At 68.6% G+C, this 26,007-nt stretch carries 25 protein-coding genes; 10 read left to right on the plus strand and 15 right to left on the minus strand.

Going from position 1 to position 26,007, the window contains the following annotated elements; genetic code table 11:
- Positions 1-1,046: 1,046 nt before the first annotated feature.
- The 13 genes from FGX59_RS04935 to coxB all read right to left on the minus strand — a co-directional run bounded on the left by FGX59_RS04935 (position 1,047) and on the right by coxB (position 11,783).
- A complete protein-coding gene (locus tag FGX59_RS04935) occupies positions 1,047-1,793 on the minus strand; it encodes a hypothetical protein (RefSeq protein WP_138465412.1) in 747 nt (248 codons plus the stop codon).
- A 10-nt stretch (positions 1,794-1,803) separates the two neighbouring features.
- Entirely contained in the window at positions 1,804-1,926 is a 123-nt protein-coding gene (locus FGX59_RS39260; protein WP_255471538.1) for a hypothetical protein, read from the minus strand.
- A 115-nt stretch (positions 1,927-2,041) separates the two neighbouring features.
- Entirely contained in the window at positions 2,042-3,460 is a 1,419-nt protein-coding gene (locus FGX59_RS04940; protein ID WP_138465413.1) for an FAD-binding oxidoreductase, read from the minus strand.
- Complete coding sequence (locus FGX59_RS04945; RefSeq protein ID WP_138465414.1) at positions 3,450-4,271, minus strand: MBL fold metallo-hydrolase; 822 nt, start codon at positions 4,269-4,271, stop codon at positions 3,450-3,452. Before FGX59_RS04945 ends, FGX59_RS04940 begins: the two co-directional genes overlap by 11 nt.
- Positions 4,272-4,334: 63 nt before the next feature.
- Positions 4,335-4,925: a GNAT family N-acetyltransferase gene (locus tag FGX59_RS04950; protein WP_138465415.1), complete on the minus strand. Its 591-nt coding sequence runs from the start codon at positions 4,923-4,925 to the stop codon at positions 4,335-4,337.
- A gap of 11 nt (positions 4,926-4,936) precedes the next feature.
- On the minus strand, positions 4,937-6,199 hold the full coding sequence (locus tag FGX59_RS04955; protein WP_138465416.1) for a pitrilysin family protein: 1,263 nt from the start codon (positions 6,197-6,199) through the stop codon (positions 4,937-4,939).
- The gene (thrC, locus tag FGX59_RS04960; RefSeq protein ID WP_138465417.1) at positions 6,196-7,587 is read right to left on the minus strand and encodes a threonine synthase; all 1,392 of its coding nucleotides are present in this window, start codon (positions 7,585-7,587) and stop codon (positions 6,196-6,198) included. The genes FGX59_RS04955 and thrC overlap by 4 nt, the downstream gene beginning before the upstream one ends.
- A gap of 4 nt (positions 7,588-7,591) precedes the next feature.
- Positions 7,592-8,278, minus strand: a complete 687-nt coding sequence (locus FGX59_RS04965) for an SURF1 family protein (RefSeq protein ID WP_138465418.1) — start codon at positions 8,276-8,278, stop codon at positions 7,592-7,594.
- A gap of 108 nt (positions 8,279-8,386) precedes the next feature.
- Positions 8,387-9,187, minus strand: coding sequence for a cytochrome c oxidase subunit 3 (locus tag FGX59_RS04970; protein WP_138465419.1), 801 nt, complete (start codon positions 9,185-9,187; stop codon positions 8,387-8,389).
- 6 nt (positions 9,188-9,193) lie between these two features.
- Complete coding sequence (locus FGX59_RS04975) at positions 9,194-9,778, minus strand: cytochrome c oxidase assembly protein (protein WP_138465420.1); 585 nt, start codon at positions 9,776-9,778, stop codon at positions 9,194-9,196.
- Entirely contained in the window at positions 9,775-9,966 is a 192-nt protein-coding gene (locus FGX59_RS04980) for a hypothetical protein (protein WP_138465421.1), read from the minus strand. Before FGX59_RS04980 ends, FGX59_RS04975 begins: the two co-directional genes overlap by 4 nt.
- A complete protein-coding gene (gene cyoE, locus FGX59_RS04985) occupies positions 9,966-10,898 on the minus strand; it encodes a heme o synthase (protein ID WP_138465422.1) in 933 nt (310 codons plus the stop codon). Before cyoE ends, FGX59_RS04980 begins: the two co-directional genes overlap by 1 nt.
- Positions 10,899-10,955: 57 nt before the next feature.
- Positions 10,956-11,783, minus strand: a complete 828-nt coding sequence (gene coxB / locus FGX59_RS04990) for a cytochrome c oxidase subunit II (RefSeq protein WP_138465585.1) — start codon at positions 11,781-11,783, stop codon at positions 10,956-10,958.
- Between the two features lie 215 nt (positions 11,784-11,998).
- Here coxB and tldD point away from each other — a divergent pair, with 215 nt between their 5' ends.
- The 7 genes from tldD to FGX59_RS05025 all read left to right on the plus strand — a co-directional run bounded on the left by tldD (position 11,999) and on the right by FGX59_RS05025 (position 20,628).
- Positions 11,999-13,420, plus strand: a complete 1,422-nt coding sequence (gene tldD / locus FGX59_RS04995) for a metalloprotease TldD (RefSeq protein ID WP_138465423.1) — start codon at positions 11,999-12,001, stop codon at positions 13,418-13,420.
- Positions 13,421-13,544: 124 nt separating this feature from the next.
- Positions 13,545-14,786 (plus strand): DNA-processing protein DprA, encoded by a 1,242-nt coding sequence (gene dprA / locus FGX59_RS05000; RefSeq protein ID WP_138465424.1) that lies wholly within the window; start codon positions 13,545-13,547, stop codon positions 14,784-14,786.
- Between the two features lie 87 nt (positions 14,787-14,873).
- Positions 14,874-17,513 carry a type I DNA topoisomerase gene (gene topA / locus FGX59_RS05005; protein ID WP_138465425.1) on the plus strand — a complete coding sequence of 880 codons (2,640 nt, stop codon included), beginning with the start codon at positions 14,874-14,876 and terminating at the stop codon, positions 17,511-17,513.
- Positions 17,514-17,517: 4 nt separating this feature from the next.
- Entirely contained in the window at positions 17,518-18,108 is a 591-nt protein-coding gene (locus tag FGX59_RS05010) for a GNAT family N-acetyltransferase (RefSeq protein ID WP_138465426.1), read from the plus strand.
- Between the two features lie 128 nt (positions 18,109-18,236).
- Positions 18,237-18,935 (plus strand): CoA transferase subunit A, encoded by a 699-nt coding sequence (locus tag FGX59_RS05015; RefSeq protein ID WP_138465427.1) that lies wholly within the window; start codon positions 18,237-18,239, stop codon positions 18,933-18,935.
- A gap of 112 nt (positions 18,936-19,047) precedes the next feature.
- Entirely contained in the window at positions 19,048-19,674 is a 627-nt protein-coding gene (locus FGX59_RS05020; protein WP_138465428.1) for a 3-oxoacid CoA-transferase subunit B, read from the plus strand.
- 159 nt (positions 19,675-19,833) lie between these two features.
- Positions 19,834-20,628, plus strand: coding sequence for a GNAT family N-acetyltransferase (locus tag FGX59_RS05025; protein WP_138465429.1), 795 nt, complete (start codon positions 19,834-19,836; stop codon positions 20,626-20,628).
- Here the strand turns inward: FGX59_RS05025 and FGX59_RS05030 are convergent.
- Entirely contained in the window at positions 20,625-21,191 is a 567-nt protein-coding gene (locus tag FGX59_RS05030; RefSeq protein WP_138465430.1) for a hypothetical protein, read from the minus strand. The two genes, FGX59_RS05025 and FGX59_RS05030, sit on opposite strands and share 4 nt — an antisense overlap.
- Positions 21,192-21,283: 92 nt before the next feature.
- Between FGX59_RS05030 and FGX59_RS05035 the strand changes: the two genes are divergently transcribed.
- A complete protein-coding gene (locus FGX59_RS05035; RefSeq protein WP_138465431.1) occupies positions 21,284-23,737 on the plus strand; it encodes a ligase-associated DNA damage response DEXH box helicase in 2,454 nt (817 codons plus the stop codon).
- A gap of 3 nt (positions 23,738-23,740) precedes the next feature.
- Here the strand turns inward: FGX59_RS05035 and FGX59_RS05040 are convergent, their stop codons facing one another.
- Positions 23,741-24,535, minus strand: coding sequence for an enoyl-CoA hydratase (locus FGX59_RS05040; protein WP_138465432.1), 795 nt, complete (start codon positions 24,533-24,535; stop codon positions 23,741-23,743).
- Positions 24,536-24,801: 266 nt separating this feature from the next.
- On the opposite strand from FGX59_RS05040, the gene rplM reads away from it, so the two are divergent.
- Together rplM and rpsI are read left to right on the plus strand one after the other, a co-directional pair.
- Positions 24,802-25,263: a 50S ribosomal protein L13 gene (rplM, locus tag FGX59_RS05045; RefSeq protein WP_138465433.1), complete on the plus strand. Its 462-nt coding sequence runs from the start codon at positions 24,802-24,804 to the stop codon at positions 25,261-25,263.
- Positions 25,264-25,265: 2 nt separating this feature from the next.
- Positions 25,266-25,757, plus strand: coding sequence for a 30S ribosomal protein S9 (gene rpsI / locus FGX59_RS05050; RefSeq protein WP_138465434.1), 492 nt, complete (start codon positions 25,266-25,268; stop codon positions 25,755-25,757).
- Positions 25,758-26,007: the final 250 nt, after the last annotated feature.

A 26,007-nucleotide genomic window follows, 5' to 3' on the forward strand; every position in this document is an offset into this window, starting at 1 on the left:
TTGCCCTTCTCTGCGATCCTGCCCCGCACGAATGCATGGCCTGCCTCGGTGAACCGCGTCAGGGTGCTGCGTGCCGGGACAGCCGCGATCCCCGTTCCGGTCCACGGGCCGACGACGCAGGTGGCATCACCGCCTGCCGGAACGCCACCACCCTGTCCCGCCCCGAACAGGAACGCGATCGGCTAGCGTCCAGACCGGCGCGGCTATGGCCGCTACGGCTGGCCACGTCGAGGCTGCCCGCGCCGGCATGATCGTGCAGCCGGGTCGCAACAACCGGAAAATCTCCTTGGCAGAGCGATCGGCCGCATTCGCATCGCCGATCACCGCCGCGGCTGGCGCACCCCCGCGGGACGGCTAGGGCAGAAAAAGACCCAAAGGATACCGTAACCTCCTGGCGGAGCGGGCAATCGCACTCCCGCAGGCAATGTCTGCCGATCCGTTTTGCGGGACGTGTCTTCGCGTCCGAGCCTCGCAGAGCCCGACCGGCAGCTTCTCTTCCGGCAGCGTGATCCGGCAGATCGTCCGCACTTTCCGGGAAACGGCAGCACGGAGCCCCGCCATTGAGCCCGCGCCAAGCCTGCGGGCGGAACGCGCCGGCCCCGCCCGGGGACTGGCACAGCTCGGGAATTCCCGCGCAATGACTGACCTGACGCAAGCCTCTGATCCGGCGGACCGCCAGCTGACATGGGGAGAGCGGCACCAAGGCCCGGCCGCGCGGCAGCGGCGTGCCTGCGGGCGGAGCGGGCAGCGGACCAGTCCGGACGCTGGTGCAGTTCGACAGCGTCGGCGCAGGGAAAAGCATCTGACCGAGCGGAGTGCCCGAATGCGCCGCGAGAAGGCAGAACGAAGCTGCGCCGTCGAACCCGCAGCATGCCGCCGGCGGCGCGGAGCGGCACCGCCCGGAGACGGGCTCAACTCGACAGCTCCGGCACAGGGACTGACCGGAAGAGAGCCCCTGATCCGGCGCAGTCACCGCACATGCCGCGAGACGGCCGCACGGCGGCGTGCCCGCGGACGGAGCGCGGCGGCGCCGTCCGGAGAGGGGCTCAGCTCGAGAGCTCCGGCGAAGGGCCGTCGTCGTCGTCGCGTTCGAGCACGAGGCCCAGCCAGCCGCGCAGCACCACGTCCCAGGGCAGCGGCGCGGCCGCCGGACAGGACTGCATCTGCACCGTCTCGATCGCGTCGGTCTTCTCGCGGCCGTATTTCTCGAAGATCGAGGGCGGCAGCCAGATCTGGTCGCCGTCGAAGCTGAAGGCGGCGAAGGTCTGGTCGGTGCTGCGCCGCAGCGTCATCCGCACCCGGCAGATCTTGGCGCGCTGGCCGGCCTGCGCCACCATCCGCTGCTCGCAGCTTTCCGGCAGCGCCTTGGTGGCGCCGGTCTCCAGCCGGATGAACTCGCCCTTGAAGCGGATCTCGGTCGGGAAGCTGCCCTCGACATCCGGGATGCCGGGCAGGTTCTTCTCCAGCACCCAGTCCATGATCGGAATGGCCGCCGCGAGGAAGTTGTAGAAGTCGCGGTTCTCATCGGAATGGCGGACCTTGTCGGGGTCGAGCTCGCTCGAGCAGAGATATTCGTAGCGCTGCCCGTCGGCGGAGATCGCGTAGATCGCCCCGCCTTCGAGCTGCGGCACCGGCAGCGGCTTGCCCAGCCCGTAGAACCGCGCGACATCCTCGGTGCGGACCATCGAGAGCACGGCGATCATGTAGAAGGCGACCGCGGCAAGCGCGAGACCGCCGAGAATGCGCAGCACCCATTGCAGGGCCAGCGCGCCGGGGGTTTTCCGATCGGCCATCTGCCTCACCTCATTTCGGGCAGCAGACATTGCCGCAGGGCGTGTGGGTGGACGGGCATTCCACCTCGGCGCGTCCGGGCGCGGGCGTCGCAAGGGCCGCGGCGAGCGCGAGGAACAGAACAGGCAGTTTCATGGCAGGATCCCCCCTTCAGGGCTCCGGTATCCGCCTGCAACTGCCTCGCTACGTTCTGCTTTTCGTAAAGGGAACCGTAACGGAAACTATCTGGTAAGTCCAGTTTGCCCCACCTTCAGGACGCCCGCAGCACCGCCCCCGGATTCATGATCCCCGCCGGATCGAGCGCCGCCTTGATCGCCCGCATCGCCGCCAGCTTGGCCGGGTCGCCATAGCGTTCGAGGTCCTCGACCTTGAAGCGGCCGATGCCGTGCTCGGCGCTGAAGGAGCCGCCATAGGCATGGACCAGGTCGTGGATCGCGGTCTTCACCGCCCCGCGCAGATCCTCGTACTCGGCGCGGCTGCGGCCGGCGCCCGGGAAGACGTTGTAATGCAGGTTGCCGTCGCCCAGATGGCCAAAGCAGTTGAGCCGCATCGAGCCGTCGCCGAGCGTCGCGATCAGCGCGCGGCCCTCCTCGATGAAATCGGGGATGCGCGAGATCGGGACCGAAATGTCGTGCGAGGAGACCGAGCCGACCCGGCGGTTGCCCTCCGGGATATGCTCTCGCACCGACCAGAATTCCTGCCGCTGCGCCTCTGAGGCGGCGATGACGCCGTCGCTGACCCAGCCCGCCTCGGCCGCGGTGGCAAAGAGCGTCTCCAGCTGCGCGGTGCCGTCGATCCCCGCCGCCAGGCCGAGATCGACCAGCACCATCCAGTCGGGCGCGGGGTCGAAGGGGCGGCGGATGTCGGGCAGATGCTCGGCGAGGAAGGCCAGCCCCTGCCCCGAGATCAGCTCGAAGGCCGAGACCTGCTCGGCCAGCTGCGCCCGCGCGGCCTCGAGGAGCTTCAGCGCGGCGGCCGGGCTCTCGACCACGAAGACCGCCGTCGCGTGGCTGGCGGGCTGCGGAAAGAGCTTCAGCGTCGCCGCGGTGATGATGCCCAGCGTGCCCTCGGCGCCGATCAGCAGGTTGCGCAGATCGTAGCCGGTATTGTCCTTGTAGAGCCGCTTCAGCCCGTGGAAGACCGAGCCGTCGGGCAGCACCGCCTCGATCCCGAGGCAGAGATCGCGGGCATTGCCGTAGCGCAGCACGTTGACGCCGCCGGCATTGACCGAGAGCAGCCCGCCGATCCGCGCCGAGCCCTGCGAGGCCAGGCTGAGCGGAAAGAGCATGCCGGCCGCCTCGGCCGCTTCCTGCACCGATTGCAGGATGGCACCGGCCTCGACGGTGATCAGCGCCTCTTCGGGATGGATGTCGCGGATCGCGGTCATCCGCTCGAGCGAAACCAGAAGCGGCGCGCGCCCCTCGGGCGCCACCTGCCCCGAGACCAGCCCGGTGCCGCCGCCATAGGGCACGAGCGGCAGGCCGGTCGCGGCGGCATGGGCGACGATCCGCGCCACCTCGTCCGTGCTCCGCGGCCGCGCGAGGCCCAGGGCCTGCCCGCGGAAGCGGCCGCGCGGTTCCTCCAGATAGGCCGCGGGGGCCGGGACCAGGTCGATGCCCGGAAGGGCGGCGGAAAGCGAAGCGAGGTCGTCGAGCGTGTCAGTCGTCATATCGGATCAGGCGCGGTTCCAGTACCACCACGGTCGGCCGCGGCGGCAGCGTGTTGAGTGACACCTGCATAAAGCTTTCCGTCCGCCGGTCCACCGCGAACTGGTCCGCGACGCCTGCCAGGAAGACCTCCAGCGAGCGGCCGTTGAACCAGTGCATCGGCAGCACGACCGAGGATTTCAGCCGCTCCACCACCTGGATCATCGAGGGCAGATCCAGCGTCATGCCGCCATCGACCGGCACCATCACCACGTCGAGCCGCCCCAGCGCCGCGAATTGCGCATCGGTCGGGACATGGTGCAGATGCCCCAGATGGCCGATGCAGAGCCCCTCGGTCTCGAAGACGAAGATCGAATTGCCATTGGCCTCGGTGCCGCCATAGCCGCGGATATCCGTCGAGACCGAGCGCACCAGCAGGTTGCCGAGCTGCAGGTAGTGATCCGCCGGGCTGCCATCCCGGGTCCAGCCGGGCAGCACATGCGGGATGCGCGGATCGGGATTGGCGGTCCAGTGGCTGGAATGGCCCTTGTTCATCGTCGCGACCTCGGGAACGAAGCCCGCATCGCCGAGATAGCCCGCGTAGTCGGTGACGATCGTGTGCCCCTCGGTGTCGCGGATGGCGAACATCGAATGGTCGATATAGCCGATCTGGACGGTGTACTCGGGCAGCGGGTCGGCCAGGCTGGCGGGCAGGACGCGGATCCCCGGCACGTTCTCGACCAGCGAGATGCAGTGGCTCGGGCGCCAATCCGCATCCTGGGCAAGGACGGGCGCGGCGGACAGGCAGGCTAGGACAGCGGCGAGAATGCGCATTGCGGAACCTCCGTTTCGCCGGAGGGTAACGCGGCCGTGACGGCATCCCCTGTCACTTTCGCGTCAGACGGCGCCGATCTCGGTCCGGCCGCGGCGATCGCTGCGCAGATTGGCATAGAGCACGTGATTGCGCCAGCGGCCGTTGATCTGCAGGTAGCTCTGGGCGACGCCCTCGTACTTGAAGCCGCAGGATTCCAGAAGCCCGCGCGAGGCGGCGTTCTCGGGCAGGCAGGCGGCCTGCAAGCGGCTGAGATCGAGCACCTGGAAGCTGTGATGCACCAGCGCCTGGATCGCCTCGCGCATGTAGCCGTGCCGGGCGTAGCGCTCGCCGATCCAGTAGCCGATCGTGCCGTCCTGCGCCGGGCCGCGGCGGATATTGTCCAGCGTGATCGCCCCGAGCAGCGCCTCGTCCTCCTGGCGGACCAGGAAGAGCGGCACGCCGGTGCCGTTGGAGATCACCCGCTGCGCCCAGTAGACCCGGCTGGTGAAGGCCTTCCGCGTCAGGTGGTCCGAGGCCCAGGTGGGCTCCCAGGGGACGAGGAAGGCCTGGCTTTCGCGCCGAAGCGCCGTCCAGTCGTTGAAATCCGAATGCTGCGGCGGCCTGAGCAGCAGTCTTTCGGACAGGAGCCGGACCCGGCGCTTTCGTGCGATCATCGATGGAGACCTCAGGCGGCCAGACGGCTCCTAAGTTCTTCGACCGGCGGCGCCTGCACGGCAGGACCGTAGACGGCCATGGCCAGCGGCGAACGCGTCACCAGCCCTTCGCCGAAATCGCGCAGCCGCTTGGCGCCGACTGCCTCGATATTCTCGATGGTCTCCTCGATCGAGGGCACGCGGTCCCAGATCGACAGCACCCGCGCCAGGCGCTCGGCCCGCGCCGAGGGGCTTTCCAGGCCCATCAGCAGCCCGGCCTTCATCTGCGCCCGGGCGCGCGCGATCTCGGCCTCGGTCAGCCCGCCGACCGACTTGCGGATCTCGTCCATGGTGATCGCGCAGAGCTCGCCCAGCTGCTCGCCGGAGGTGCCCGCGTAGATCGTGGTCATGCCGGTGTCGCTATAGGCCGAGGCCTGGGCGAAGATCGAGTAGCAGAGCCCCCGCTTCTCGCGGATCTCCTGGAAGAGCCGCGAGGACATGCCGCCGCCAAGCGCGGTGGCGAAGATCTGCGCGGTGTAGATGCCCGGATCGCGGTAGCTGGGGCTTTCGAAGGCCAGCGTGAAATGCACCTGCTCGAGCGTCTTCTCCTCGCGCCGCTCGCCGCCCTGGAACTTGGCCGGCTCCGCGATCTCGAAGCTCGAGGCCTCGAGATGGCCGAAGAGCTTCTCGGCCTCGCGCACGATCTTGTCGTGATCCACGGCGCCCGCGGCGGCCAGGATCATCTGCCCCGGGCCGTAGCGCTCGGTCACGAAATTCGACAGGTCGCCGCGCGAGAAGGCGCCCACCCGCTCGGCCGGGCCGAGGATGGTCCGTCCCAGCGCCTGGCCGGGATAGGAGACCTCCTGCAGCCAGTCGAAGACGACGTCGTCGGGCGTGTCGAGCGCCTGGCCGATCTCCTGCAGGATCACGCCGCGCTCCACCTCGATCTCGCGCAGGTCGAAGAGCGGGTTCAGCACGATGTCCGAGACAACGTCGAGCGCCAGCGGCACGTCCTCTTCGAGCACGCGGGTGTAGTAGGCGGTCATCTCGCGCGAGGTATAGGCGTTGATGTAGCCGCCGACATCCTCGATCGCCTCGGCGATCTGCAGCGCGCTGCGGGTCCTGGTGCCCTTGAACGCCATGTGCTCCAGGAAATGAGCGATGCCGTTCTGCTCGGGCCGCTCGTGGCGGCCCCCGGCATTAATCCACAATCCGAGCGATGCCGATTTGAGACCAGGCATATGCTCTGTCACGATGCGCAGCCCGTTGGCCAGCCTGTGGATCTGTACTGTCACGCGGAAATCAACCCTTCAATAGTCTCCTCCAGCACTGCCAGGTCGTTGGCGACCGGCAGCACCCGTTCAGACCGGTCATAAAGGTCCGCCATCCGCTTGGGAAGGGGGGGACGCATGCCAATCGCCGAATGCACCGCATCGGGGAACTTCGCCGGATGCGCAGTGGCCAGGGTGATCATCGGAACGGCAGGATCAAGGTTCTCCTGCGCAACCTTCACGCCTACCGCGCTGTGCGGACACAGAACTTCGCCGGTCGCAGCATAGGTCTCGGCGATCTGAGTCGCGGTTTCCTCCTCGCTGGCGCGGCCCGAGGAGAAGGTCTCGCGCAGCTTGTCGAGGACGCCCTGGCTGATCTCGAAGCCGCCCTCGGTCTTCAGTTCGTCCATCAGCCGCGCCACGGCGGCGCCGTCGCGGTCATAGGCGTCGAAGAGCGCGCGCTCGAAATTCGAACTGACCTGGATGTCCATCGACGGGCTGATCGAGGGCGTCACGCCGGTCTTGCGGTGCGCGCCGGTGGCGATGGTGCGGTGCAGGATGTCGTTCTGGTTGGTGGCGATCACCAGCCGGTCGATCGGCAGCCCCATGCGCTTGGCGATGTAGCCCGCGAAGATGTCGCCGAAATTCCCCGTCGGCACGGTGAAGCTGACCTTGCGCGCGGGCGCGCCCAGGCTGACCGCGGAGGTGAAGTAGTAGACGACCTGCGCCAGCACCCGCGCCCAGTTGATCGAGTTGACGCCGGCGAGCTTCACCCGGTCGCGGAACTCGAAATGGTTGAACATGTCCTTCAGCCGGCCCTGGCAGTCGTCGAAATCGCCCTCGACGGCCAGCGCATGGACATTCGCCGCGGTCGGCGTGGTCATCTGGCGGCGCTGCACCTCGGAGACGCGGCCATGCGGGTACATGATGAAGACATCGACCGCATCGAGCCCGCCGAAGGCCTCGATCGCCGCCGAGCCGGTGTCTCCGCTGGTCGCGCCGACGATGGTCACCCGGTCGCCGCGCCGCTTCAGCGCCGTCTCGAACATCTGCCCGATCAGCTGCATCGCGAAGTCCTTGAAGGCCAGGGTCGGGCCGTGGAAGAGCTCGCACAGGAAGTGGTTCGGCCCGAGCTGCACCAGCGGCGCGCGGGCGGCATGGCCGAAGCCCTCGTAGGCGCGGGCGATGATGCCGCGGAATTCCTCGTCGCTGAAGGCGTCGCCGGTGAAGGGGCGCATCACGCGGAAGGCCGCCTCCTCGTAGCTCAGCCCGGCCAGCGCGGCGATCTCGTCCGCGGAGAGGACCGGAATGGTCTCGGGGACATAGAGCCCGCCGTCGCGCGCGAGCCCGGTCAGCATCGCCTCCTCGAAGCTGAGGACAGGCGCGTTTCCGCGGGTCGAGACATAGCGCATGGTCTTACCTTTCCAGATACCGCCGGCGCCGCAGCCGCAGCAGCCAGTAGACGGTCATGCCCGCCCAGACGGCCGCGAGGCCGAACCAGGTGACGGCATATTGCAGATGATTGTTCGGGATCCGCGCGGGATCGGGCTCGGACGGAACCAGGAGCGGATTGCCCTTCTCGCCGGCGCGGGCGATGACCAGGAGCGGCTCGGTGCCCAGCTCCGCCGCCATCGCCGGGATGTCGCGCGCGTACCAGACATTGCCGCCCTTGTCGCGTTCGGGCGTGAAGACGTCGACCTCGTCCGGCCAGTAGAGGATGCCGCTGCCGCGATAGACCGGCAGGGTCTGGAAGCTGTCGATGACCTCGGGCGAGACCTTGCCCAGCTCCAGGAGCACCCGGCGCCCGTCCTCGAGCTCCAGCGGCCGGATCACCCGCAGCCTGACGCCGCCGCCGCCCTCGGCCGGAACCGTCACCAGAGCCAGCCCCTCGCCGTAGCGCCCGTCGAGCACCACCGGGCGGAAGCGGTCCGCGACCGGATCGGGATCCGCGGGCAGCGCGACGGGGTCGAGCTCCATCCGCGCCTCGATCTCCGCCAGGAGCGCCTCCTTCCAGGCCAGCCGCTGCATCTGCCAGACGCCCAGCCCGACAAGGATGGCCGTGCCGAGCACGCCGATCATGAGCGGGGCGATGTACCTGGACATGCGGTTGGTCCTCTTGCGGCAAAAGGCGCGGATCCGGCGATCCGCGCCCTGCCCTTGCCGGAAAACCCGCCGCGGCGCAAGCTGCGCGCGGGCGGGGCGTCAAATGGCTCAGCCGCCCCAGATATAGACCGCGGCGAAGAGGAAGAGCCAGACCACGTCGACGAAATGCCAGTACCAGGCGGCAGCCTCGAAGCCGATATGGTTGTCGGGGCTGAAATGGCCCAGATTGGCGCGGATCAGGCAGACCGTCAGGAAGATCGTGCCGATGATGACATGCGCGCCGTGGAAGCCCGTCGCCATGAAGAAGTTGGCGCCGTAGATATTGCCGGCGAAGCCGAAGGCGGCGTGGCTGTATTCATAGGCCTGGAAGGCGGTGAACATCACGCCCAGCACGATGGCGATGAAGAGCCCGGTCTTGAGGTCCTTGCGGTTGTTTTCATGCACCAGCGCATGGTGCGCCCAGGTCGCCGCGCAGCCCGAGCACAAGAGGATCAGCGTGTTGATCAGCGGCAGGTGCCAGGGGTCGAAGGTCTCGATCCCCGCGGGCGGCCACTGCCCGTCGATCATCGGGCTTTCCGGGCCCATCGGGTACATGGCGTGCTTGAAGAAGGACCAGAACCACGCCGCGAAGAACATCACCTCGGACATGATGAAGAAGATGAAGCCGTAGCGCAGGCTCATCCGCACCACCGGGGTATGGTCGCCGGCGAAATTCTCGGTGATCGTGTCGCCCCACCAGCCCCACATCGTGTAGAGCACCGCGACCAGCCCGGCGAGGAAGATCCAGGGCATGGAGCCGTGCATCCAGTGCACCGCGCCGAAGAGCATGACGAAGGCCCCGACCGCGCCGATGAACGGCCAGATCGACGGCGGCAGGACGTGGTAGTCGTGGTTCTTGGTGTGCGCCATCTCGGCTTATCCTCCCTTGGGCGTCTCGGTCGCGATGCCGGGGGCCACCTCCGCATGGTCCTCCGGCAGGTCGGTTTCGTAGAAGGTGTAGGAGAGCGTGATCGTGTGGACGAATTTCGCGTCGCGGTCGTCGACGATCTCCGGGTCGACATAGAAGGTGACCGGCATCTGCACGGTCTCGCCCGGTTCCAGCACCTGCAGCGTGAAGCAGAAGCAGTCGATCTTGGTGAAGAACCCGCCCGCCTCGTAGGGCGTGACATTGTAGGTCGCGGACCCGGCAATGGTCCGGCCGGTCGGGTTCGTCGCCTCGTAGAAGGCGATGCCGGTTTCCCCGATCTTCAGCTTCATCTCGCGCTGGAGCGGGCGGAACTCCCAGGGCATGTTGCGGTCCTTCGAGCCGTCGAAACGGATCGTGATCTCGCGCTCCAGCACGTCATGCGCCCCGCCGGCCGCCACGCCCGTGGTGCCGCCGAAGCCGGTGACCTGGCAGAACCAGGAATAGAACGGCACCGCCGCCCAGGCCATGGCCCCCATGAAGAGGACCGTTCCGATCGTCGCGGCCAGGGTCTTGCGGGTGCCGTCGAGCTTCATCCGCCCTGCCCCTCCTGCGCCAGCTCGGGGCGGACCACATGGTCGAAGGCCTGGGTCCCGCCCCCGCCCGAGACCTTCGCCAGCGTCAGCCCGAAGACCAGCGCCACGAAGGCCGCCAGGCACAGCCCGACCCCCAGGTTCCGCCCGAACCGGCGGCCATGGAGCTCGTGCAGCTTGGTGATTGCCATCAGAAGATCCCCCATCCGAGGCCGCGCAGCGTCGCGTCGACCAGCAGAGCGCCGAACATCAGGAACAGGTAGAAGAGCGAGAACTTGAACACCGATTTCTCGACCGCGTAGCCGTCGGCCAGCGCCGCCTCGGTCGTGCGGCGGAAGATCCGCCAGGCGCCGCGCAGGAACATCAGGTTCAGCACCACCGCCGCCGCCAGCGTCGCCGGGCCGCCGATCGAGGTGAAGGCCAGCGCCAGCCCCACCGGCGCCAGCAGCACCGTGTAGACCAGGATGTGCCGCCGCGTGGCATCATGGCCATGGGTCACGGTCAGCATCGGCACGCCCGCCTGGTTGTAGTCGGACTTCATGAAGAGCGCGAGCGCCCAGAAATGCGGCGGCGTCCACATGAAGGTCAGCAGGAACATCAGAACCGACTCGACCGAGATGCCGCCGGTGGCGACCGCCCAGCCGATCATCGGCGGGAAGGCCCCGGCGGCGCCGCCGATGACGATGTTCTGCGGTGTCCAGCGCTTCAGCCACATCGTGTAGATCACGACATAGAAAAAGATCGTGAAGGCCAGCAGCGCGCCCGCCATGACATTGGCCGCGAGGCCCAGCATGACCACGGAGAAGCCCGAAAGCGCCAGTCCGAGGGCCAGGGCCTCCTCGGCGCCGACCTTCCCGGAGGGAATCGGCCGCGCGCGGGTGCGGGTCATGATCCGGTCGATATCGGCATCCCACCACATGTTCAGCGCGCCCGAGGCGCCCCCGCCGATGGCGATGAAGAGGATGGCGGCAAAGCCGATCACGGGATGCACCGGCACCGGCGCAACGAGGAGTCCGACCAGCGCGGTGAAGACGACAAGCGACATCACGCGCGGCTTCAAGAGCGCCACGTAATCGCCGAATCCAGCCTCGCCTTCGGTGGGGATGACAGTCGAATCAGTCATTTAGCCTTCCATAAGGACCCGCCCTACGCGGGTCCCGCAAATTGCCTCCCTACAGGTTCACTCGGCCGAGGCCACCTTCAGGGAAGATGGCAGGCCGGCATATTCCGCCTTCGCGCTCTCGAGCCATTCGGCATAGACATCCTCGCTGACCGCCTTGATGGTGATCGGCATGAAGGCATGGTCCTTGCCGCAGAGTTCGGAGCACTGGCCGAAATAGACCCCCTCCTTTTCGATCTTGAACCAGGCTTGCGCAAGACGTCCCGGCACGGCATCCTGCTTCACCCCGAAAGAGGGCATCGCCCAGGAGTGGATCACGTCCGCCCCCGTGATGGTCACGACCACCACCTTTCCGACCGGCAGGACCAGCGGCGCATCGACCGCCAGCAGGTACTCGTCGTCATTGTAGCCGTATTCGGCGAGCTGCTCCTTCGGCAGCAGGAAGCTGTCGAAGCCGAAGCCGTCGTCGACATACTCGTAGCCCCAGAACCACTGGTAGCCGGTGACCTTGATGTTGATCTCGCCGTCGGGAATCTCCTGCTGCTTGAACAGGATCGGCAGCGAGAAGGCGCCGATGAAGACCAGGATCAGGATCGGCACGATCGTCCAGGCGATCTCGAGCGGGGAATTGTGGGTGAAGCGCGCCGGCGTCGGGTTCGACTTGTGGTTGAAGCGCAGCACCACCCAGCCCAGCAGGACCATGACCAGGATCACGATCGCCGTGATGATGACCAGGATGAAGCTGTCGAGCCAGTGGATGTCGCGCGCCAGCTCCGTCGCCGCCGGCTGGAAGCCGAGCCCGCCCTGATGCGGCTTGCCGATGGTCTCCAGCTCGCCGAGCGCGGCCTGCGCGAACGCCGCCTGCGCTGCCAGAACGGTGCCCGCCATGCCGGATGCCCCGGCCAAGAACTTGGTCAGTCGCATGGTTCCTCCCTTGAAACTCGCTGCCGCGCCACGGACAGTGTCGCTTGACCTTCCGGCCGTGGCGAGGTGTTCTTTCGGATGACCGGTTCTCCGCCGGCACTTGCCTGCTTCTGATTAAGCGCAACCGTGCCGCGAGGTCCACAATAATTTGATCTGGATCAGAAAACGAAGGAAAGCAGATGACGCTCCAGCCCTTCAGCCCGTTCGAAACCGGGCTAGACCGCGATGCCGCGCAGGGGCTCGTCCAAGAGGCCACGCACGGCGCCGATGACGGCGAGCTGTTCCTCGAGCGGCGCCGCTCCGAGGTGCTGAGCTTCGATGACGGCCGGCTCCGCACCGCCAGCTACGACGCCTCCGAGGGCTTCGGGCTGCGTGCCGTCAAGGGCGAGACCGCGGGCTATGCCCACTCGACCGAGATCTCCGAGGCCGCGCTGCGCCGCGCCGTGGCGACCGCCCGGCTGGCTGTCGGCGATGGCGGCGGGATCATGTCCGACGCACCGCGCGCCACCAACCGGCATCTCTACGCCGCCTTCGACCCGATCGAGGATGCGGAATTCCCGGTGAAGGTCGAAACCCTGCGCGAGATCGACGCCTTCGCCCGCGATCTGGACAAGCGCGTGGTGCAGGTCTCCGCGACGCTGGCGGCCGCGCTGCAGCAGGTGGTGATCCTGCGCGCCGACGGCCATGTGGTCGAGGACACCCGGCCAATGACCCGGCTCTCGGTCTCGGTGATCGTGGAACAGGACGGCCGCCGCGAAAGCGGCAATGCCGGCGGCGGCGGGCGCACCTCGCTGACCGGGCTGATCGAGCCGGAGCTGTGGAAGGGCTCCGTCAAGGAGGCGCTGCGCATCGCGCTGGTCAACCTGGAGGCCGTCCCCGCCCCCGCAGGGCAGATGGACGTTGTCCTGGCCAGCGGCTGGCCCGGCGTGATGCTGCACGAGGCCGTGGGCCACGGGCTGGAGGGCGATTTCAACCGCAAGGGCAGCTCGGCCTTTGCCGGGCTGATGGGCCAGCAGGTCGCCGCCAAGGGCGTGACCGTGCTCGATGACGGCACGATTCCCGACCGCCGCGGCTCGATCACCGTCGATGACGAAGGCACGCCCTCGGAGCGCACGGTGCTGATCGAGGACGGCGTGCTGGTCGGCTACATGCAGGACCGGCAGAACGCGCGGCTGATGGGGGCGAAATCCACCGGCAACGGCCGCCGCCAGAGCCACGCCCATATCCCGATGCCGCGGATGACCAACACCTACATGCTGGGCGGCGACGCGACGCCTGAAGAGGTGCTGTCCGAGCTGAAGGACGGCATCTACGCCGTCGGCTTCGGCGGCGGCCAGGTCGACATCACCAACGGCAAGTTCGTCTTCAACTGCACCGAGGCCTACCGGGTCGAGAACGGCAAGGTCGGCGCGCCGGTGCGCGGCGCCACGCTGATCGGCGACGGCCCCACCGCGATGAAGCAGATCCGGGCGATCGGCAACGACATGGCGCTGGATCCGGGAATCGGCAATTGCGGAAAATCCGGGCAGTGGGTGCCGGTCGGTGTCGGCCAGCCGACGCTGCTGATGGGCGGCCTGACGGTCGGCGGCGCGGGCTCGTGACGAAAAACGCGCCGGGACGGGAAAATGCGAGAATTTCCATTTTTTCTCGACTCGGCGCGTCGGCGTTCACCTGCCGTTAACCTTAAGAACGCCATGTTGGCTTCACCCCTCGGGCGGAGCTGCGATGACCAAGACACTGTATTCTTCCATCCCCACACCCCTCACCCCACCCAAGTTGGAAGAAGACAGGTTATCGTGGCTCCGCCTATTTCGATCCCGCAGGGTCGGAGTGGCCACCTTTCACAGGCTGATCTCGGAACACGGCACGGCCGCCGCGGCGCTCGAGGCGCTGCCGGACATTGCCCGCCAGGCCGGGGTTGCCAATTACCAGCCCTTCGCCGAATCCGCCGCGCTGGCGGAAATGAAAGCCGCCCGCCGCCTCGGCGCGCGGCTTCTGTGTCTCGGCGATCCGGACTATCCCGCGCTCCTTGCTGACATCGCCGATGCGCCGCCGCTGCTCTGGGCGGCCGGACGGACGGAGCTGCTGCACACGCCGATGGTCGCGCTCGTGGGCGCGCGCAACGCCTCCTCGCTGGGCGAGCGGATGGCGCGGCTTCTCTCCGGCGCGCTCGGCGAGGCGGGCTTCACCGTCGTCTCCGGACTGGCGCGCGGCATCGACGCCGCAGCCCATGGCGCGGCGCTGAGAACCGGCACGGCGGCTGTGCTGGCCGGTGGCGTCGATGCCGTCTATCCGCAAGAGAACGCGTCACTTTTCCGCGAGATTTCCCAATCCGGCCTGCGCCTGTCGGAACAGGCGGTCGGGCTGCAGCCGCAGGCGCGGCATTTCCCGCCGCGCAACCGCATCATCTCGGGCCTCGCCCACGGGCTTGTCGTGATCGAGGCCGCGGCCCGTTCGGGCAGCCTGATCACCGCGCGCGCCGCACTCGACCAGGGGCGCGAGGTCATGGCCGTGCCGGGCCACCCCTTCGACGCCCGCGCCTCGGGCTGCAACATCCTGATCCGCGACGGCGCGCATCTGGTGCGCGGGGTGGAGGACATTCTCGAGGCACTTGGCCCGATCGCCCTGCCGGAGCAGCGGGTTGCGTCAAACTGGCGCGACCAGGCCCGCCACCACCAGAGCGCGATCACCGCCGCGGATGCCGCCCGCGACCCGGCGCAGCGCAGCGCCGGAGGGCCCGCCAACGGCGTCCATCCCCCCGCCCCTTCCGAGGGCCGTTCCGCCCTGCAGGTGGCTCCGCTGCATCAGCAAATCCTCTCCCGCATCGGTCCCTCGCCGGTCTCCGAGGACCAGCTGATCCGGGATATCGGCCTGCCCGCGAGCGAGCTTTCGCCTGTCCTGCTGGCATTGGAGCTGGATGGCCGCATTTCGCGGCAGAGCGGCGGGCTCCTGGCACTTGCGAACTGAAGGGTCAGGACCGCATGCATTGACATTCCCGGGGCAACGGTCACATCTACCCAGCAGTTCCAAGACTGCCAGTCCGAGAAAGCGTGAATGCCCGTCGTCGTCGTCGAATCCCCGGCCAAAGCCAAGACAATCAACAAGTATCTGGGATCCGACTATACGGTCCTGGCCTCCTACGGCCATGTCCGGGACCTGCCGCCGAAGAACGGCTCGGTCGATCCGGACAAGGATTTCGAGATGCTGTGGGAGGTGGCCGCCGACAGCAAGAAGCACGTCAAGGCGATCGCCGACGCGCTGGCCAATGATGACGCACTGATCCTCGCGACCGACCCCGACCGCGAGGGAGAGGCGATTTCCTGGCACCTGCAGGAGGCGCTGACCAAGCGCCGGGCGATCAAGAAGACCACAGACGTCAAGCGCGTGGTCTTCAACGCGATCACCAAATCCGCCGTCACCACCGCGATGAAATCGCCCCGCGATGTCGACATGGAGCTGGTCGAGGCCTATCTGGCCCGCCGCGCGCTCGACTACCTCGTGGGCTTCAATCTTTCCCCGGTGCTCTGGCGCAAGCTGCCCGGCGCGAAATCCGCGGGCCGCGTGCAGTCGGTCTGCCTGCGGCTGATCGTCGAGCGCGAGATGGAGATCGAGGCCTTCCGCGCCCAGGAATACTGGACGGTCAAGGCGCTGCTGAAGACGCCGCGCAACCAGACGCTGGAGGCGCGGCTGAGCGTGCTCGGCGGCAAGAAGCTCGACAAGTTCGACATCCCGACCCAGGAGGCCGCGGATCTGGCCGTGCAGGCGATCCGCTCGCGCGAGCTTTCGGTGAAATCGGTCGAGGCGCGCCCCGCCAGCCGCAACCCCTCGCCGCCCTTCATGACCTCGACGCTGCAGCAGGAGGCCAGCCGGAAATTCGGCATGGGCGCGCGGCAGACCATGTCGGCAGCACAGCGGCTCTACGAGGCCGGGCACATCACCTACATGCGGACCGACGGCATCGACATGGCGCCCGAGGCGGTGACCATGGCGCGCGACGCGATCAAGGACCGCTACGGCGCGGAATACCTGCCCGCCAAGCCCCGCACCTACAAGAACAAGGCCAAGAACGCGCAGGAAGCGCATGAATGCATCCGGCCGACCGAGATGGCGACCGCGCCGGACGAGCTGCGGATCTCCGACAGCGACCAGCGCAAGCTCTACGACCTGATCTGGAAGCGCACGCTGGCCAGCCAGATGGAGGCCGCGCGGCTGGAACGCACCACGGTCGAGGTCTTCTCGGCCGACGGCCAGGTGGGCTTGCGCGCCTCGGGCCAGGTCGTGCTCTTCGACGGCTTCCTGAAGGTCTACGAAGAGGGCCGCGACGAGCCCGAGGACGAGGATGACCGCCGCCTGCCCCAGGTCGCCGAGGGCGATCCGATGCAGAAGCAGGACGTCACGCCCGAGCAGCATTTCACCCAGCCGCCGCCGCGCTACACCGAGGCCACGCTGGTCAAGAAGATGGAGGAGCTCGGCATCGGGCGGCCCTCCACCTATGCCTCGATCGTCACCACGATCCAGGACCGCGGCTATGTGGTGAAAGAGCAGAACCGGCTGATCCCCGAGGACAAGGGGCGGCTGGTGACGGTCTTCCTGACCAAGTACTTCCGCCGCTATGTCGAATACGATTTCACCGCCGGGCTGGAGAACGAGCTGGACGATGTCTCGGCCGGCAGCCGCGACTACAAGGAGGTTCTGCGGCAGTTCTGGCGCGATTTCTCGGCCGCGATCGAGGAAACCGCCGATCTGCGCATCTCCGAGGTGCTCGACCAGATCGACGAGGCGCTGGCGCCGCATCTCTACCCGCCGAAGGAGGACGGCTCCGACCCGCGGATCTGCCCGAATTGCGGCACGGGGCGGCTGAGCATGCGCACCGCGCGCTCGGGCGGCGCCTTCATCGGCTGCTCGAACTATCCCGAATGCCGCTTCACCCGCCCCTTCGGCCCGCCGCTGGAAGGCGACGAGGCGGCGCGCGCGATCCCGCCCGAGGGCAAGCTTCTGGGCGACGACAACGGCGAGGAGATCCGCGTCTTCAAGGGCCGGTTCGGCCCCTATGTCCAGCGCGGCCCGGCGACCGACGAGAATCCGAAGCCGCCGCGCCAGTCGGTGCCGAAGCCCTGGCCGCCCGAGGAAGTGACGCTGGAGCAGGCGGTGAAGCTCCTGTCGCTGCCCCGCGAGATCGGCCCGCATCCCGAGGACGGGGTGATGATCTGGGCCAATATCGGCCGCTACGGACCGTATCTGAAGCATGCCGACTCGATTTCCAACAAGGGCGGCACCAATGCCAATCTCGAGGATGTCGAAGAGGTCTTCACCATCGGCATGAACCGCGCGGTGGAGGTGCTGGCCGCGAAGCCGAAGCGCGGCAAGCCCGCCGCGCAGAAGCCCCTGAAGGAGCTCGGCGAGCATCCCGATGGCGGCGAGCTGGCGGTGATGAAGGGGCGCTACGGGCCCTATGTGAGATGGGGCAAGGTCAATGCCACCCTGCCCGAGACGGTCGAGCCCGAGGACATGACGATCGAGCTCGCGATCGAGCTGGTCAATGCCCGCGCGGCGAAATCCGGCGCCAAGAAGAAGGCCCCGGCCAAGAAGGCCGCACCGAAGAAGACCGCAGCCAAGAAGGCCCCGGCCAAGAAGACGGCCTCCAAGAAGGCCACGGCCAAGTCGGAAGACGACGGTCCCGACGTCCTGGAATAGCGGCGTGCCTCCCGCATGGGAGCTGCGGCCGCTTTGCGAGGCCGAGCGCGGCGATGCGGCCGCGCTGGTCTGGCAGGCGTTTTCCCGAAAGATCGGAACGGCGCTCTTTCCCGCGCCGAAGGCGCGCGCGGTGCTGGCCAGGGCGATCCGTCCCTGCTGCGCCATTGCCGTTGCCACCCCCGAAGACGGGCTCATGGGCCTCGCGGGCTTCCGCCTGCCCGGCGGCGCGGGCTTCGTCGAGATCGGCAAGGCGGAACTGACCCCGGTCTACGGGCGGGCGGGCGCGCTCTGGCGCGGCTGGCTGCTCGACCGCTTCGGCCGCGAGGGGCGCGAGGGCGAGCTGGTCCTAGAGACGCTCTGCGTGCGCGCCGACCTGCGCGGGCGCGGCATCGGCTCGGCGCTGATCGGCGCGGTCGAGTCGGAAGCGCGGATGCTGGGGCTCTGCGCGATCGGGCTGGAAGTGGCCGATGCCAATCCCCGCGCCCGCGCGCTCTACGAACGCCGCGGCTACCGCGCGGAGGCGGCGGTTCCGGCCGGTCCGCTGGGCCCCGTCCTGGGCTTCCGCAGCGCCACGCGGCTGGTCCACCGGCTCTGAGCGCGGCGCCGCGATAGGTCCGCGAAACGGCGGCCCGACCAATACCGAATCCGGTATGCACCCATTCCGTTGACACCTACGCTGCACCGCGTCAAAACCCTCTGGAGTGGAGGCAAAGGGGATACCCAATGAAGAAAGTTTACGGATCGGCCGCCGAGGCGCTCGACGGCCTTCTGTTCGACGGCATGCTGATCGCGGCAGGCGGTTTCGGCCTGTGCGGCATCCCGGAGCTCCTGATCCAGGCGATCAAGGAAGCCGGGACGAAGGACCTGACCGTCGCCTCGAACAATGCGGGCGTTGACGATTTCGGCCTCGGGATCCTTCTGCAGACCAAGCAGGTCAAGAAGATGATGTCCTCCTATGTGGGCGAGAATGCCGAATTCATGCGCCAGTACCTGTCGGGCGAGCTGGAGCTGGAATTCAACCCGCAGGGCACCCTGGCCGAGCGGATGCGCGCCGGCGGCTGCGGCATCCCGGGCTTCTACACCAAGACCGGCGTCGGCACCCAGATCGCCGAGGGCAAGGAGCACAAGGATTTCGACGGCGAGACCTACATCATGGAGACGGGCATCTTCGCCGACATTTCCATCGTGAAGGCCTGGAAAGCCGACGAGACCGGCAACTGCATCTTCCGCAAGACCGCGCGCAACTTCAATCCGCCGGCCGCGATGTGCGGCAAGGTCTGCATCATGGAAGTCGAGGAAATCGTGCCGACCGGCTCGCTCGATCCCGACCAGATCCACCTGCCCGGCATCTATGTGCACCGCCTGATCCAGGGCACGCACGAGAAGCGCATCGAGAAAGTCACGACGCGCCCCGCAGCCTGAGCTCGGACGGGACCGGCCCGGGTGCCGCGTCCCCGCATCGGTCAACGCAATGAGGACAGCGGGCGAGGTCCGGACGGACCGGGACCCTGTCGCGACTAGAGGAGGGCTGCAAATGCCTTGGGATCGCAACCAGATGGCGGCACGCGCCGCACTTGAACTCGAAGACGGCACCTATGTGAACCTGGGCATCGGCATCCCGACGCTGGTTCCGAACTTCATCCCCGAGGGCGTGAATGTCACGCTGCAGTCGGAGAACGGGATGCTCGGCATGGGCCCCTTCCCCTATGAGGGCGAAGAGGATCCGGACCTGATCAACGCGGGCAAGCAGACCATCACCGAACTGCCGAACACCGCCTATTTCGACAGCGCCACCAGCTTCGGCATGATCCGCGGCGGCAAGATCGCCGCGGCGATCCTGGGCGCGATGGAAGTGGCCGAGAACGGCGACCTGGCGAACTGGATGATCCCCGGCAAGCTCGTCAAGGGCATGGGCGGCGCGATGGACCTGGTCGCGGGCGTCGGCCGCGTGGTCGTGGTCATGGACCACACCAACAAGCACGGCGAGTCGAAGGTGCTGAAGGCCTGCACCCTGCCGCTGACCGGCACTGGCGTGGTCGACCGGATCATCACCAACCTGGGCGTCCTGGATGTCGTCGAGGGCGGGCTGAAGCTCGTCGAGCTGGCCGATGGCGTCACCGAGGACGAGCTGCGCGCCGCCACCGAGGCGACCATCGTCTGAGGCCATGAGCCCGCGAGAGACCGGAAAGGCGCCCTGCGGGGCGCCTTTTGCGTTTCCCCGGACCCTGCCGGAGCGGAATCAGCCGGGGACGCGACGCCGCGCTATGTCGACTCGCGGCCAATCCGGCCTAGGTTCGGAACAGGCACAGGAGGCGGCGGCATGCCCGGATTCTACGGCAGTGACAGGCAGATCGCGCTGCAGCGCGCGGCAGAGGCGGATGCGGCCTGGATCAGCGTGACCCCGGGCGCCTGCCAGGCCTGCCGCTTCGTCGGCTGCGACGATCCCGGACGGCTCGGCTGGGACGCCATCCGGCGGATCCTCGACCGCGACGGGATGATCGGCTTCCGCCTGCTCTCCCCGGCCGCGATGGCGGAGGTGGCGCAACGGCTCGCCCCGGATGGCTGGCGCGTCGATACCTGGAATGTCTTCGGCGCCTCTGCGGCGGCGGCGCGCGCCGCCATCGCGCCGATCCTGGCCCTGCCCCTGCCCGCGGGCGCCGCCGCGGCGCTGCACGAGGCCGGGCCGGAGGCGCCGCAGACCCGCGCGCTGCAGGCCTTCATGGCGGATCAGGGCCTGGCGCCCTTCTCGGGGACGCGGCTTTGCGGCGATGGCTGCGACACCCGTACCGTGGTGATCCGCAATGCCGATGGCGCGATCCTGGCCAGCGCGCATTGCTATCTGCCGCACGGGCCCCTCAGCCCGCATCACCGCGATGCCTGGGTCGGGCTGGTCGCGGTCGATCCGGCGCATCGCGGCACCGGGCTGGGGCTGCGCGCCAATGCCGAGGCGATCCGCGCCGCGCTCGATGATCTGGGCGCGGAGGCGGTGCACGAGCTGGTCTCGGCCGCGAACATCCCGTCGCAGCGGATGATGGCGCGCTGCGGGCTGGCGCTTGATCCGGGCCGGATCTGCGGGATCGCCCTGCCCGCCGCCGACGCGAAATTCACCCGCTAGGGATGGTAGCGCCGGTTCACCTCGATCGAGAGCGGCGAGGCCGGCGCCGCTGCGGGCAGGGTCCAGCCCTGGCCGCCGCCCGCGATCTCGGACACCGCGACCGTGTCGGCCGCCTCGAGCGCGACCAGCGGCACGCCGCTCGTGCGCATCCCCGAGCGCAGCCCGCCGCGCTCGCCCACCAGCCAGAGCCGGTGCGCATAGGCCCCGATCGCCGAGACGATCTCGCCGCCGCCGATCAGGTCGAAGCCGCGGGTCTCGAACTGGGTCAGGGTCGTCATCGCCATGTCCTCGGTCCGTCGGCCGGTGCGGATCACCTTGCCCGCCAGCCCCAGGAGCTCGCCCAGCCACTGGTCCCAGCCCTCGGGCAGCGCCGTCAGCAGCCGCACCTGGCCGCGGAAGCGCCGCCAGAGCCGCAGCAGCTCCAGCGCCGGACGGTTGATCCGCAGCAGGCGCGGATCCGCCGGGGCCCGGCCGGGACGCGCGCCCGAGAGCAGCGCGTGATCGACATCGACCACGAGGGGCCTGGGGAAGCGCAGATGGAAGGGCGGCAATGCGGCGCTCACGGCGGATGGTCCTTGCTGGAAAGTCTGAGCGGCAAAAATGCGCCCAGTCTGCTAACAAACCGTTTCCGCCGCCCCGGCACGGGGCAGCCGCGATGAGCGCCGCCCTGCCCGCCCATCTGGCGCGCTGGCTCGAGGACCGCGGCTGGTCGCTGCATCCCCACCAGGCGGAGATGCTGGCGCGGAAGGACCTGCCCGCGCAGCTGCTGGTCGCGCCGACCGGCGGCGGCAAGACGCTGGCGGGCTTCCTGCCGAGCCTGGCCGAGCTCGGCCCCGCCCCGGGCAAGGGGCTGCACACGCTCTACATCTCGCCTCTGAAGGCGCTCGCGGCCGATATCCGCCGCAACCTCGCGGCGCCGATCGAGGGCTCGGGCGCGGCGATCCGGGTGGAGGACCGCAGCGGCGACACCTCCTACAGCGCGCGCCAGCGCCAGCGCGCCGACCCGCCGCATATCCTGCTGACCACGCCCGAAAGCCTGGCGCTGATGATCTCCTATCCCGACGCCCCGCGGATCTTCGCCGGGCTGCAGCGGGTGGTGCTCGACGAGATCCACGCGCTGGCGGAATCGAAGCGCGGCGACCAGCTGATGCTGGCGCTGTCGCGGCTGGAGGCGCTCTGCCCCGGGCTGCGCCGGGTCGGGCTCTCGGCCACGGTCGAGGACCCGCCGGCGCTGGCCCGCTATCTCGCGCGGCATCCCGATCCCTGCCCGGTCCTGACCGCCGATCCCGGCCCCGATCCCGATATCGCCATGATGGCGCTGCCCGAGCCGCCGCCCTGGGCGGGGGGCGGCGCGCGCTATGCCATTCCCCGCGTGCTCGAGGAGATCGCGCGCCACCGCACGACGCTGATCTTCCACAACACCCGCGCCCAGGCCGAGATCTTCTTCCGCGAGCTCTGGCTGCAGAACGAGAACGCGCTGCCGATCGGCATCCACCATGGCAGCCTCGCCCGCGAGCAGCGGCTGAAGGTCGAAGCGGCGATGGCCGCGGGCAGCCTGCGCGCGGTGGTCTGCACCGGCTCGCTCGATCTGGGCATCGACTGGGGCGATGTCGACCTGGTGATCCAGATCGGCGCGCCGAAGAACGTCAAGCGGCTGGTGCAGCGGATCGGCCGCGCCAACCACCGCTACAACGCGCCCTCGAAGGCGCTGCTGGTGCCCGCCAACCGCTTCGAGGTGGTCGAGTGCCAGGCCGCGCTGGAGGCGGTGAAGGCGCGCGATCTCGACGGGGCGCCGCGCGGCCCCGGCCCGCGCGACGTGCTCTGCCAGCACATCCTGATCGCTGCCTGCGCCGGAGAATTCGAGGCGGATGCGCTTTTCGCCGAGGTGGCGCAGGCCGGGCCCTATGCGGGGCTGGCCCGCGCAGAATTCGACGCCTGCCTGGAGTTCTGCGCCACCGGGGGCTACGCCTTCCGCGCCTATGACCGCTGGCAGCGGCTGAAGCAGCGGCCCGACGGGCGCTGGGGCCTGCGCGATCCCCGCGCGGCACGGCTGATCCGGATGAACCTGGGCACGATCCAGGACAGCGACCTGGTGAAGGTGCGCATGCGCGGCCGCGGCCCGTCTCTGGGCGAGGTGGAGGAGGCCTTCGCCGCCACGCTGACCCAGGGCGACAGCTTCCTGATGGGCGGCCGCGTCGTGCGCTACGAGGGGCTGCGCGAGATGACGGTCGAGGTCAGCAGCGAGCGCGGGCGCGAGCCGAAGGTCGCGGTCTTCTCGGGCACGAAATTCGCCACGTCGACCCAGCTGTCGGACCGCATCCTGCGGATGCTGAACACCCCGGACTGGCCCGAGCTGCCGGATCACACGGCGGACTGGCTGCGGCTGCACCGCGAAGTCTCGCAGATGCCGCGCCGCGACCGGCTGCTGATCGAGAGCTTCCCGCTCGAGGGGCGCGAGCATGCCTGCATCTACGGCTTTGCCGGGCGCAACGCGATGCAGACGCTGGGGCTGCTGGCGACCCAGCGGATGGAAGAGGCCGGGCTGGCGCCGCTGGGCTTCGTTGCGTCGGATTACGCCGTGCTGATCTGGGGGCTGGAGCGGCTGGAGGATCCCGCGCTGCTGTTCGGCGCGGGGAACCTGCGCGCGGGCTTCGAGACCTGGCTCGAGGGCAATGCGGTGATGAAGCGGACCTTCCGCGGGGTGGCGACCATTGCCGGGCTGATCGAGCGCAACCATCCCGGCGCGCGCAAGTCCGGGCGGCAGGCGACCTTCTCCTCGGACATCCTCTATGACACGCTGCGCAAGTACGATCCCGGCCACCTGCTGATGCGGATCACCCGCGAGGAGGCGCTGAAGGGGCTGGTCGATTTCGGCCGGATCGAGGAGATGCTGGCGCGGATCGGCGACCGGATCGACCTGCTGCGGCTGGACCGGGTGACGCCGCTGGCCGCGCCGCTGCTGCTTGAAGCCGGGCGGGTGCCGGTCGAGGGCCAGGGGCGCGAGCGGCTGCTGGAGGACCAGGCGGCCCGCGCCATGGCCGAGGCCGGGCTCGACCGGCTCGACCGGGGGCCGCGGCTGACCCCCGCCCCGCCGCGGCGGATCGGCTGAGCCTCAGTCCTGGCGGTAGTCCGGCGCGCGCTTCTCCAGGAAGGCGGAGATGCCCTCCTCGGTTCCCGGCTCCAGCATGTTCGCCACCATCGCCGCCGAGGTCAGCTCGTAGGCCTGGTCGAGCGGCAGCTCCAGCTGGTCGTAGAAGACCCCCTTGCCGATCCGCACTGCCGCGCCGAGCTTCGCTGCGATCCCCTCGGCCATCGCGGCCGCCTCCGCCGCCAGCTGGCCCGCGGGCACCACGCGGTTCACGAGCCCCAGCTCGCGCGCGCGGGTCGCGTCGAGGAACTCGCCCGTCACCAGCATCTCGAAGGCCTGCTTGCGCGGCAGGTTGCGGCTGAGCGCCACCATCGGCGTCGAGCAGAAGAGCCCGATATTGACGCCGTTGACGCCGAAGCGCGTGCCCTCGGCCGCCACGGCGAGGTCGCAGCTGGCCACCAGCTGGCAGCCCGCCGCCGCCGCCACGCCATGGACCTGGGCGATGACCGGCTGCGGCATCGTCCGGATCAGCCGCATCAGCGCCGAGCAGCGGGCGAAGAGATCGGCGAAATACCCCGCCCCGCCATCGGGCGCCTGCCGTCCGGCGGTCATCTCCTTCAGGTCGTGCCCGGCGCAGAAGGCCTTGCCCGCCGCCGAGAGCACCACCACCCGGCAGCCCGGATCGGCGGCAATCGCGCCGAGCTCTGCCGTCAGCTCCGCCAGCATCGCATCCGAGAGCGCATTGAGCCGCCCCGGATCGTCCAGCACCAGATGCGCCACCGCGCCCTCGCGGCGGCAGGAAAGCCGTTCTGCGCCCATGATATCCTCCCCGTCTCCTCGCGCCCGAGCTTGATCGCCCCGCCCCGCGCTGGCAAGCCCGCCGCCACCGGGATCCGCGACTCGATTCCGCCCAAAATTCTGTGGTATCTAATTACCTTTCTTGCAAGTGCCTGCGATCGCGTGATTTTCTGGGGAAATTGCGCTTGCAAAGGATGCGGGCTTTTGGCACATACCCGCAACGCGAGTCGGGCGCCCCCTGGGGCTCTCCCGCGAGACATTCATCGGAACCCACCAAGGTGCCCACCATGAAAACCTACACAGCCAAACCGGCTGACATCGACAAGAAGTGGATCCTGATCGACGCCGAGGGCGTGGTTCTGGGCCGTCTTGCATCGATCGTCGCCATGCGCCTGCGCGGCAAGCACAAGGCAACCTTCACTCCGCATATGGACATGGGTGACAACGTCATCATCATCAATGCGGACAAGGTCAAGCTGACCGGCAAGAAGCGCAACGAGAAGACCTACTACCGCCACACCGGCCATCCGGGCGGCATCAAGTCGACCACCGCCGACAAGGTGCTGGACGGCCGCTATCCGGGCCGCGTCGTCGAGTCCGCCGTCAAGCGCATGCTGCCGGGCAACCGCCTGTCGCGCCAGCTGATGACGAACCTGCGCATCTACGCCGGCACCGAGCATCCCCACGAGGCGCAGGCGCCCGAAGTGCTCGACGTCAAATCCATGAACGCTAAGAACGCGCGGAGCTGATAATGGCCGAGGAACTCAAGTCCCTGGAAGACCTGAACCAGGCCGTCGCAGGCTCCGTCGCCACGGCCGTCATCGATGACACCCCGCGCGAGCCCGTCCGTGACGAGCTCGGCCGCTCCTACGCGACCGGCAAGCGCAAGGACGCCGTCGCACGCGTCTGGGTCAAGCCGGGCTCCGGCAAGGTCGTCGTCAACGGCAAGGACCAGGCCGTGTATTTCGCACGTCCCGTTCTGCGCCTGATCCTGCGCCAGCCCTTCACCGTGGCCGGCGTGGAAGACCAGTTCGACGTCTACGCAACCGTCACCGGCGGCGGCCTCTCCGGCCAGGCAGGTGCGGTCAAGCACGGCATCTCCAAAGCCCTGCAGCTTTACGATCCGTCGCTGCGCGGCGCGCTGAAAGCGGCAGGCTTCCTGACCCGCGACAGCCGCGTCGTCGAGCGGAAGAAATTCGGCCGCCGCAAGGCACGCCGCTCCTTCCAGTTCTCGAAGCGCTGATCCGTCAGCTTTCGCGACATCGGAACGCCCGGGCATCTGCCCGGGCGTTTTCGTTTGCGCCCCTCCCGTCCGAGCCGCCGCGCATCTGCCAGGATGGTCCCGGCGGCCCGAGCCGCCGCAAGGCAGGCCAGCCGATGGTCATGCGCATTTTCCAAATCCTCATCCGCCCGGGCAAGGAGGCCCGGTTCTTCCACGGCACCGCCAGTCCGTTGATGGACCGTACCGAGGGGCTGGTCCGCGTGCGGCCCGG

It is taken from the genome of Poseidonocella sp. HB161398 (genome assembly GCF_005870025.1).
Lineage (GTDB): Bacteria > Pseudomonadota > Alphaproteobacteria > Rhodobacterales > Rhodobacteraceae > Mangrovicoccus.

Bases quoted from the DNA above. Each gene is read 5' to 3' on its own strand.
- FGX59_RS04935 (WP_138465412.1), bottom strand. From the start codon at position 1,793: ATGGCCGATCGGAAAACCCCCGGCGCGCTGGCCCTGCAATGGGTGCTG.
- FGX59_RS39260 (WP_255471538.1), bottom strand. From the start codon at position 1,926: ATGAAACTGCCTGTTCTGTTCCTCGCGCTCGCCGCGGCCCTTGCGACG.
- FGX59_RS04940 (WP_138465413.1), bottom strand. From the start codon at position 3,460: ATGACGACTGACACGCTCGACGACCTCGCTTCGCTTTCCGCCGCCCTT.
- FGX59_RS04945 (WP_138465414.1), bottom strand. From the start codon at position 4,271: ATGCGCATTCTCGCCGCTGTCCTAGCCTGCCTGTCCGCCGCGCCCGTC.
- FGX59_RS04950 (WP_138465415.1), bottom strand. From the start codon at position 4,925: ATGATCGCACGAAAGCGCCGGGTCCGGCTCCTGTCCGAAAGACTGCTG.
- thrC (WP_138465417.1), bottom strand. From the start codon at position 7,587: ATGCGCTATGTCTCGACCCGCGGAAACGCGCCTGTCCTCAGCTTCGAG.
- FGX59_RS04965 (WP_138465418.1), bottom strand. From the start codon at position 8,278: ATGTCCAGGTACATCGCCCCGCTCATGATCGGCGTGCTCGGCACGGCC.
- FGX59_RS04970 (WP_138465419.1), bottom strand. From the start codon at position 9,187: ATGGCGCACACCAAGAACCACGACTACCACGTCCTGCCGCCGTCGATC.
- FGX59_RS04975 (WP_138465420.1), bottom strand. From the start codon at position 9,778: ATGAAGCTCGACGGCACCCGCAAGACCCTGGCCGCGACGATCGGAACG.
- FGX59_RS04980 (WP_138465421.1), bottom strand. From the start codon at position 9,966: ATGGCAATCACCAAGCTGCACGAGCTCCATGGCCGCCGGTTCGGGCGG.
- cyoE (WP_138465422.1), bottom strand. From the start codon at position 10,898: ATGACTGATTCGACTGTCATCCCCACCGAAGGCGAGGCTGGATTCGGC.
- coxB (WP_138465585.1), bottom strand. From the start codon at position 11,783: ATGGCGGGCACCGTTCTGGCAGCGCAGGCGGCGTTCGCGCAGGCCGCG.
- tldD (WP_138465423.1), top strand. From the start codon at position 11,999: ATGACGCTCCAGCCCTTCAGCCCGTTCGAAACCGGGCTAGACCGCGAT.
- dprA (WP_138465424.1), top strand. From the start codon at position 13,545: ATGACCAAGACACTGTATTCTTCCATCCCCACACCCCTCACCCCACCC.
- topA (WP_138465425.1), top strand. From the start codon at position 14,874: ATGCCCGTCGTCGTCGTCGAATCCCCGGCCAAAGCCAAGACAATCAAC.
- FGX59_RS05015 (WP_138465427.1), top strand. From the start codon at position 18,237: ATGAAGAAAGTTTACGGATCGGCCGCCGAGGCGCTCGACGGCCTTCTG.
- FGX59_RS05020 (WP_138465428.1), top strand. From the start codon at position 19,048: ATGCCTTGGGATCGCAACCAGATGGCGGCACGCGCCGCACTTGAACTC.
- FGX59_RS05025 (WP_138465429.1), top strand. From the start codon at position 19,834: ATGCCCGGATTCTACGGCAGTGACAGGCAGATCGCGCTGCAGCGCGCG.
- FGX59_RS05035 (WP_138465431.1), top strand. From the start codon at position 21,284: ATGAGCGCCGCCCTGCCCGCCCATCTGGCGCGCTGGCTCGAGGACCGC.
- FGX59_RS05040 (WP_138465432.1), bottom strand. From the start codon at position 24,535: ATGGGCGCAGAACGGCTTTCCTGCCGCCGCGAGGGCGCGGTGGCGCAT.
- rplM (WP_138465433.1), top strand. From the start codon at position 24,802: ATGAAAACCTACACAGCCAAACCGGCTGACATCGACAAGAAGTGGATC.
- rpsI (WP_138465434.1), top strand. From the start codon at position 25,266: ATGGCCGAGGAACTCAAGTCCCTGGAAGACCTGAACCAGGCCGTCGCA.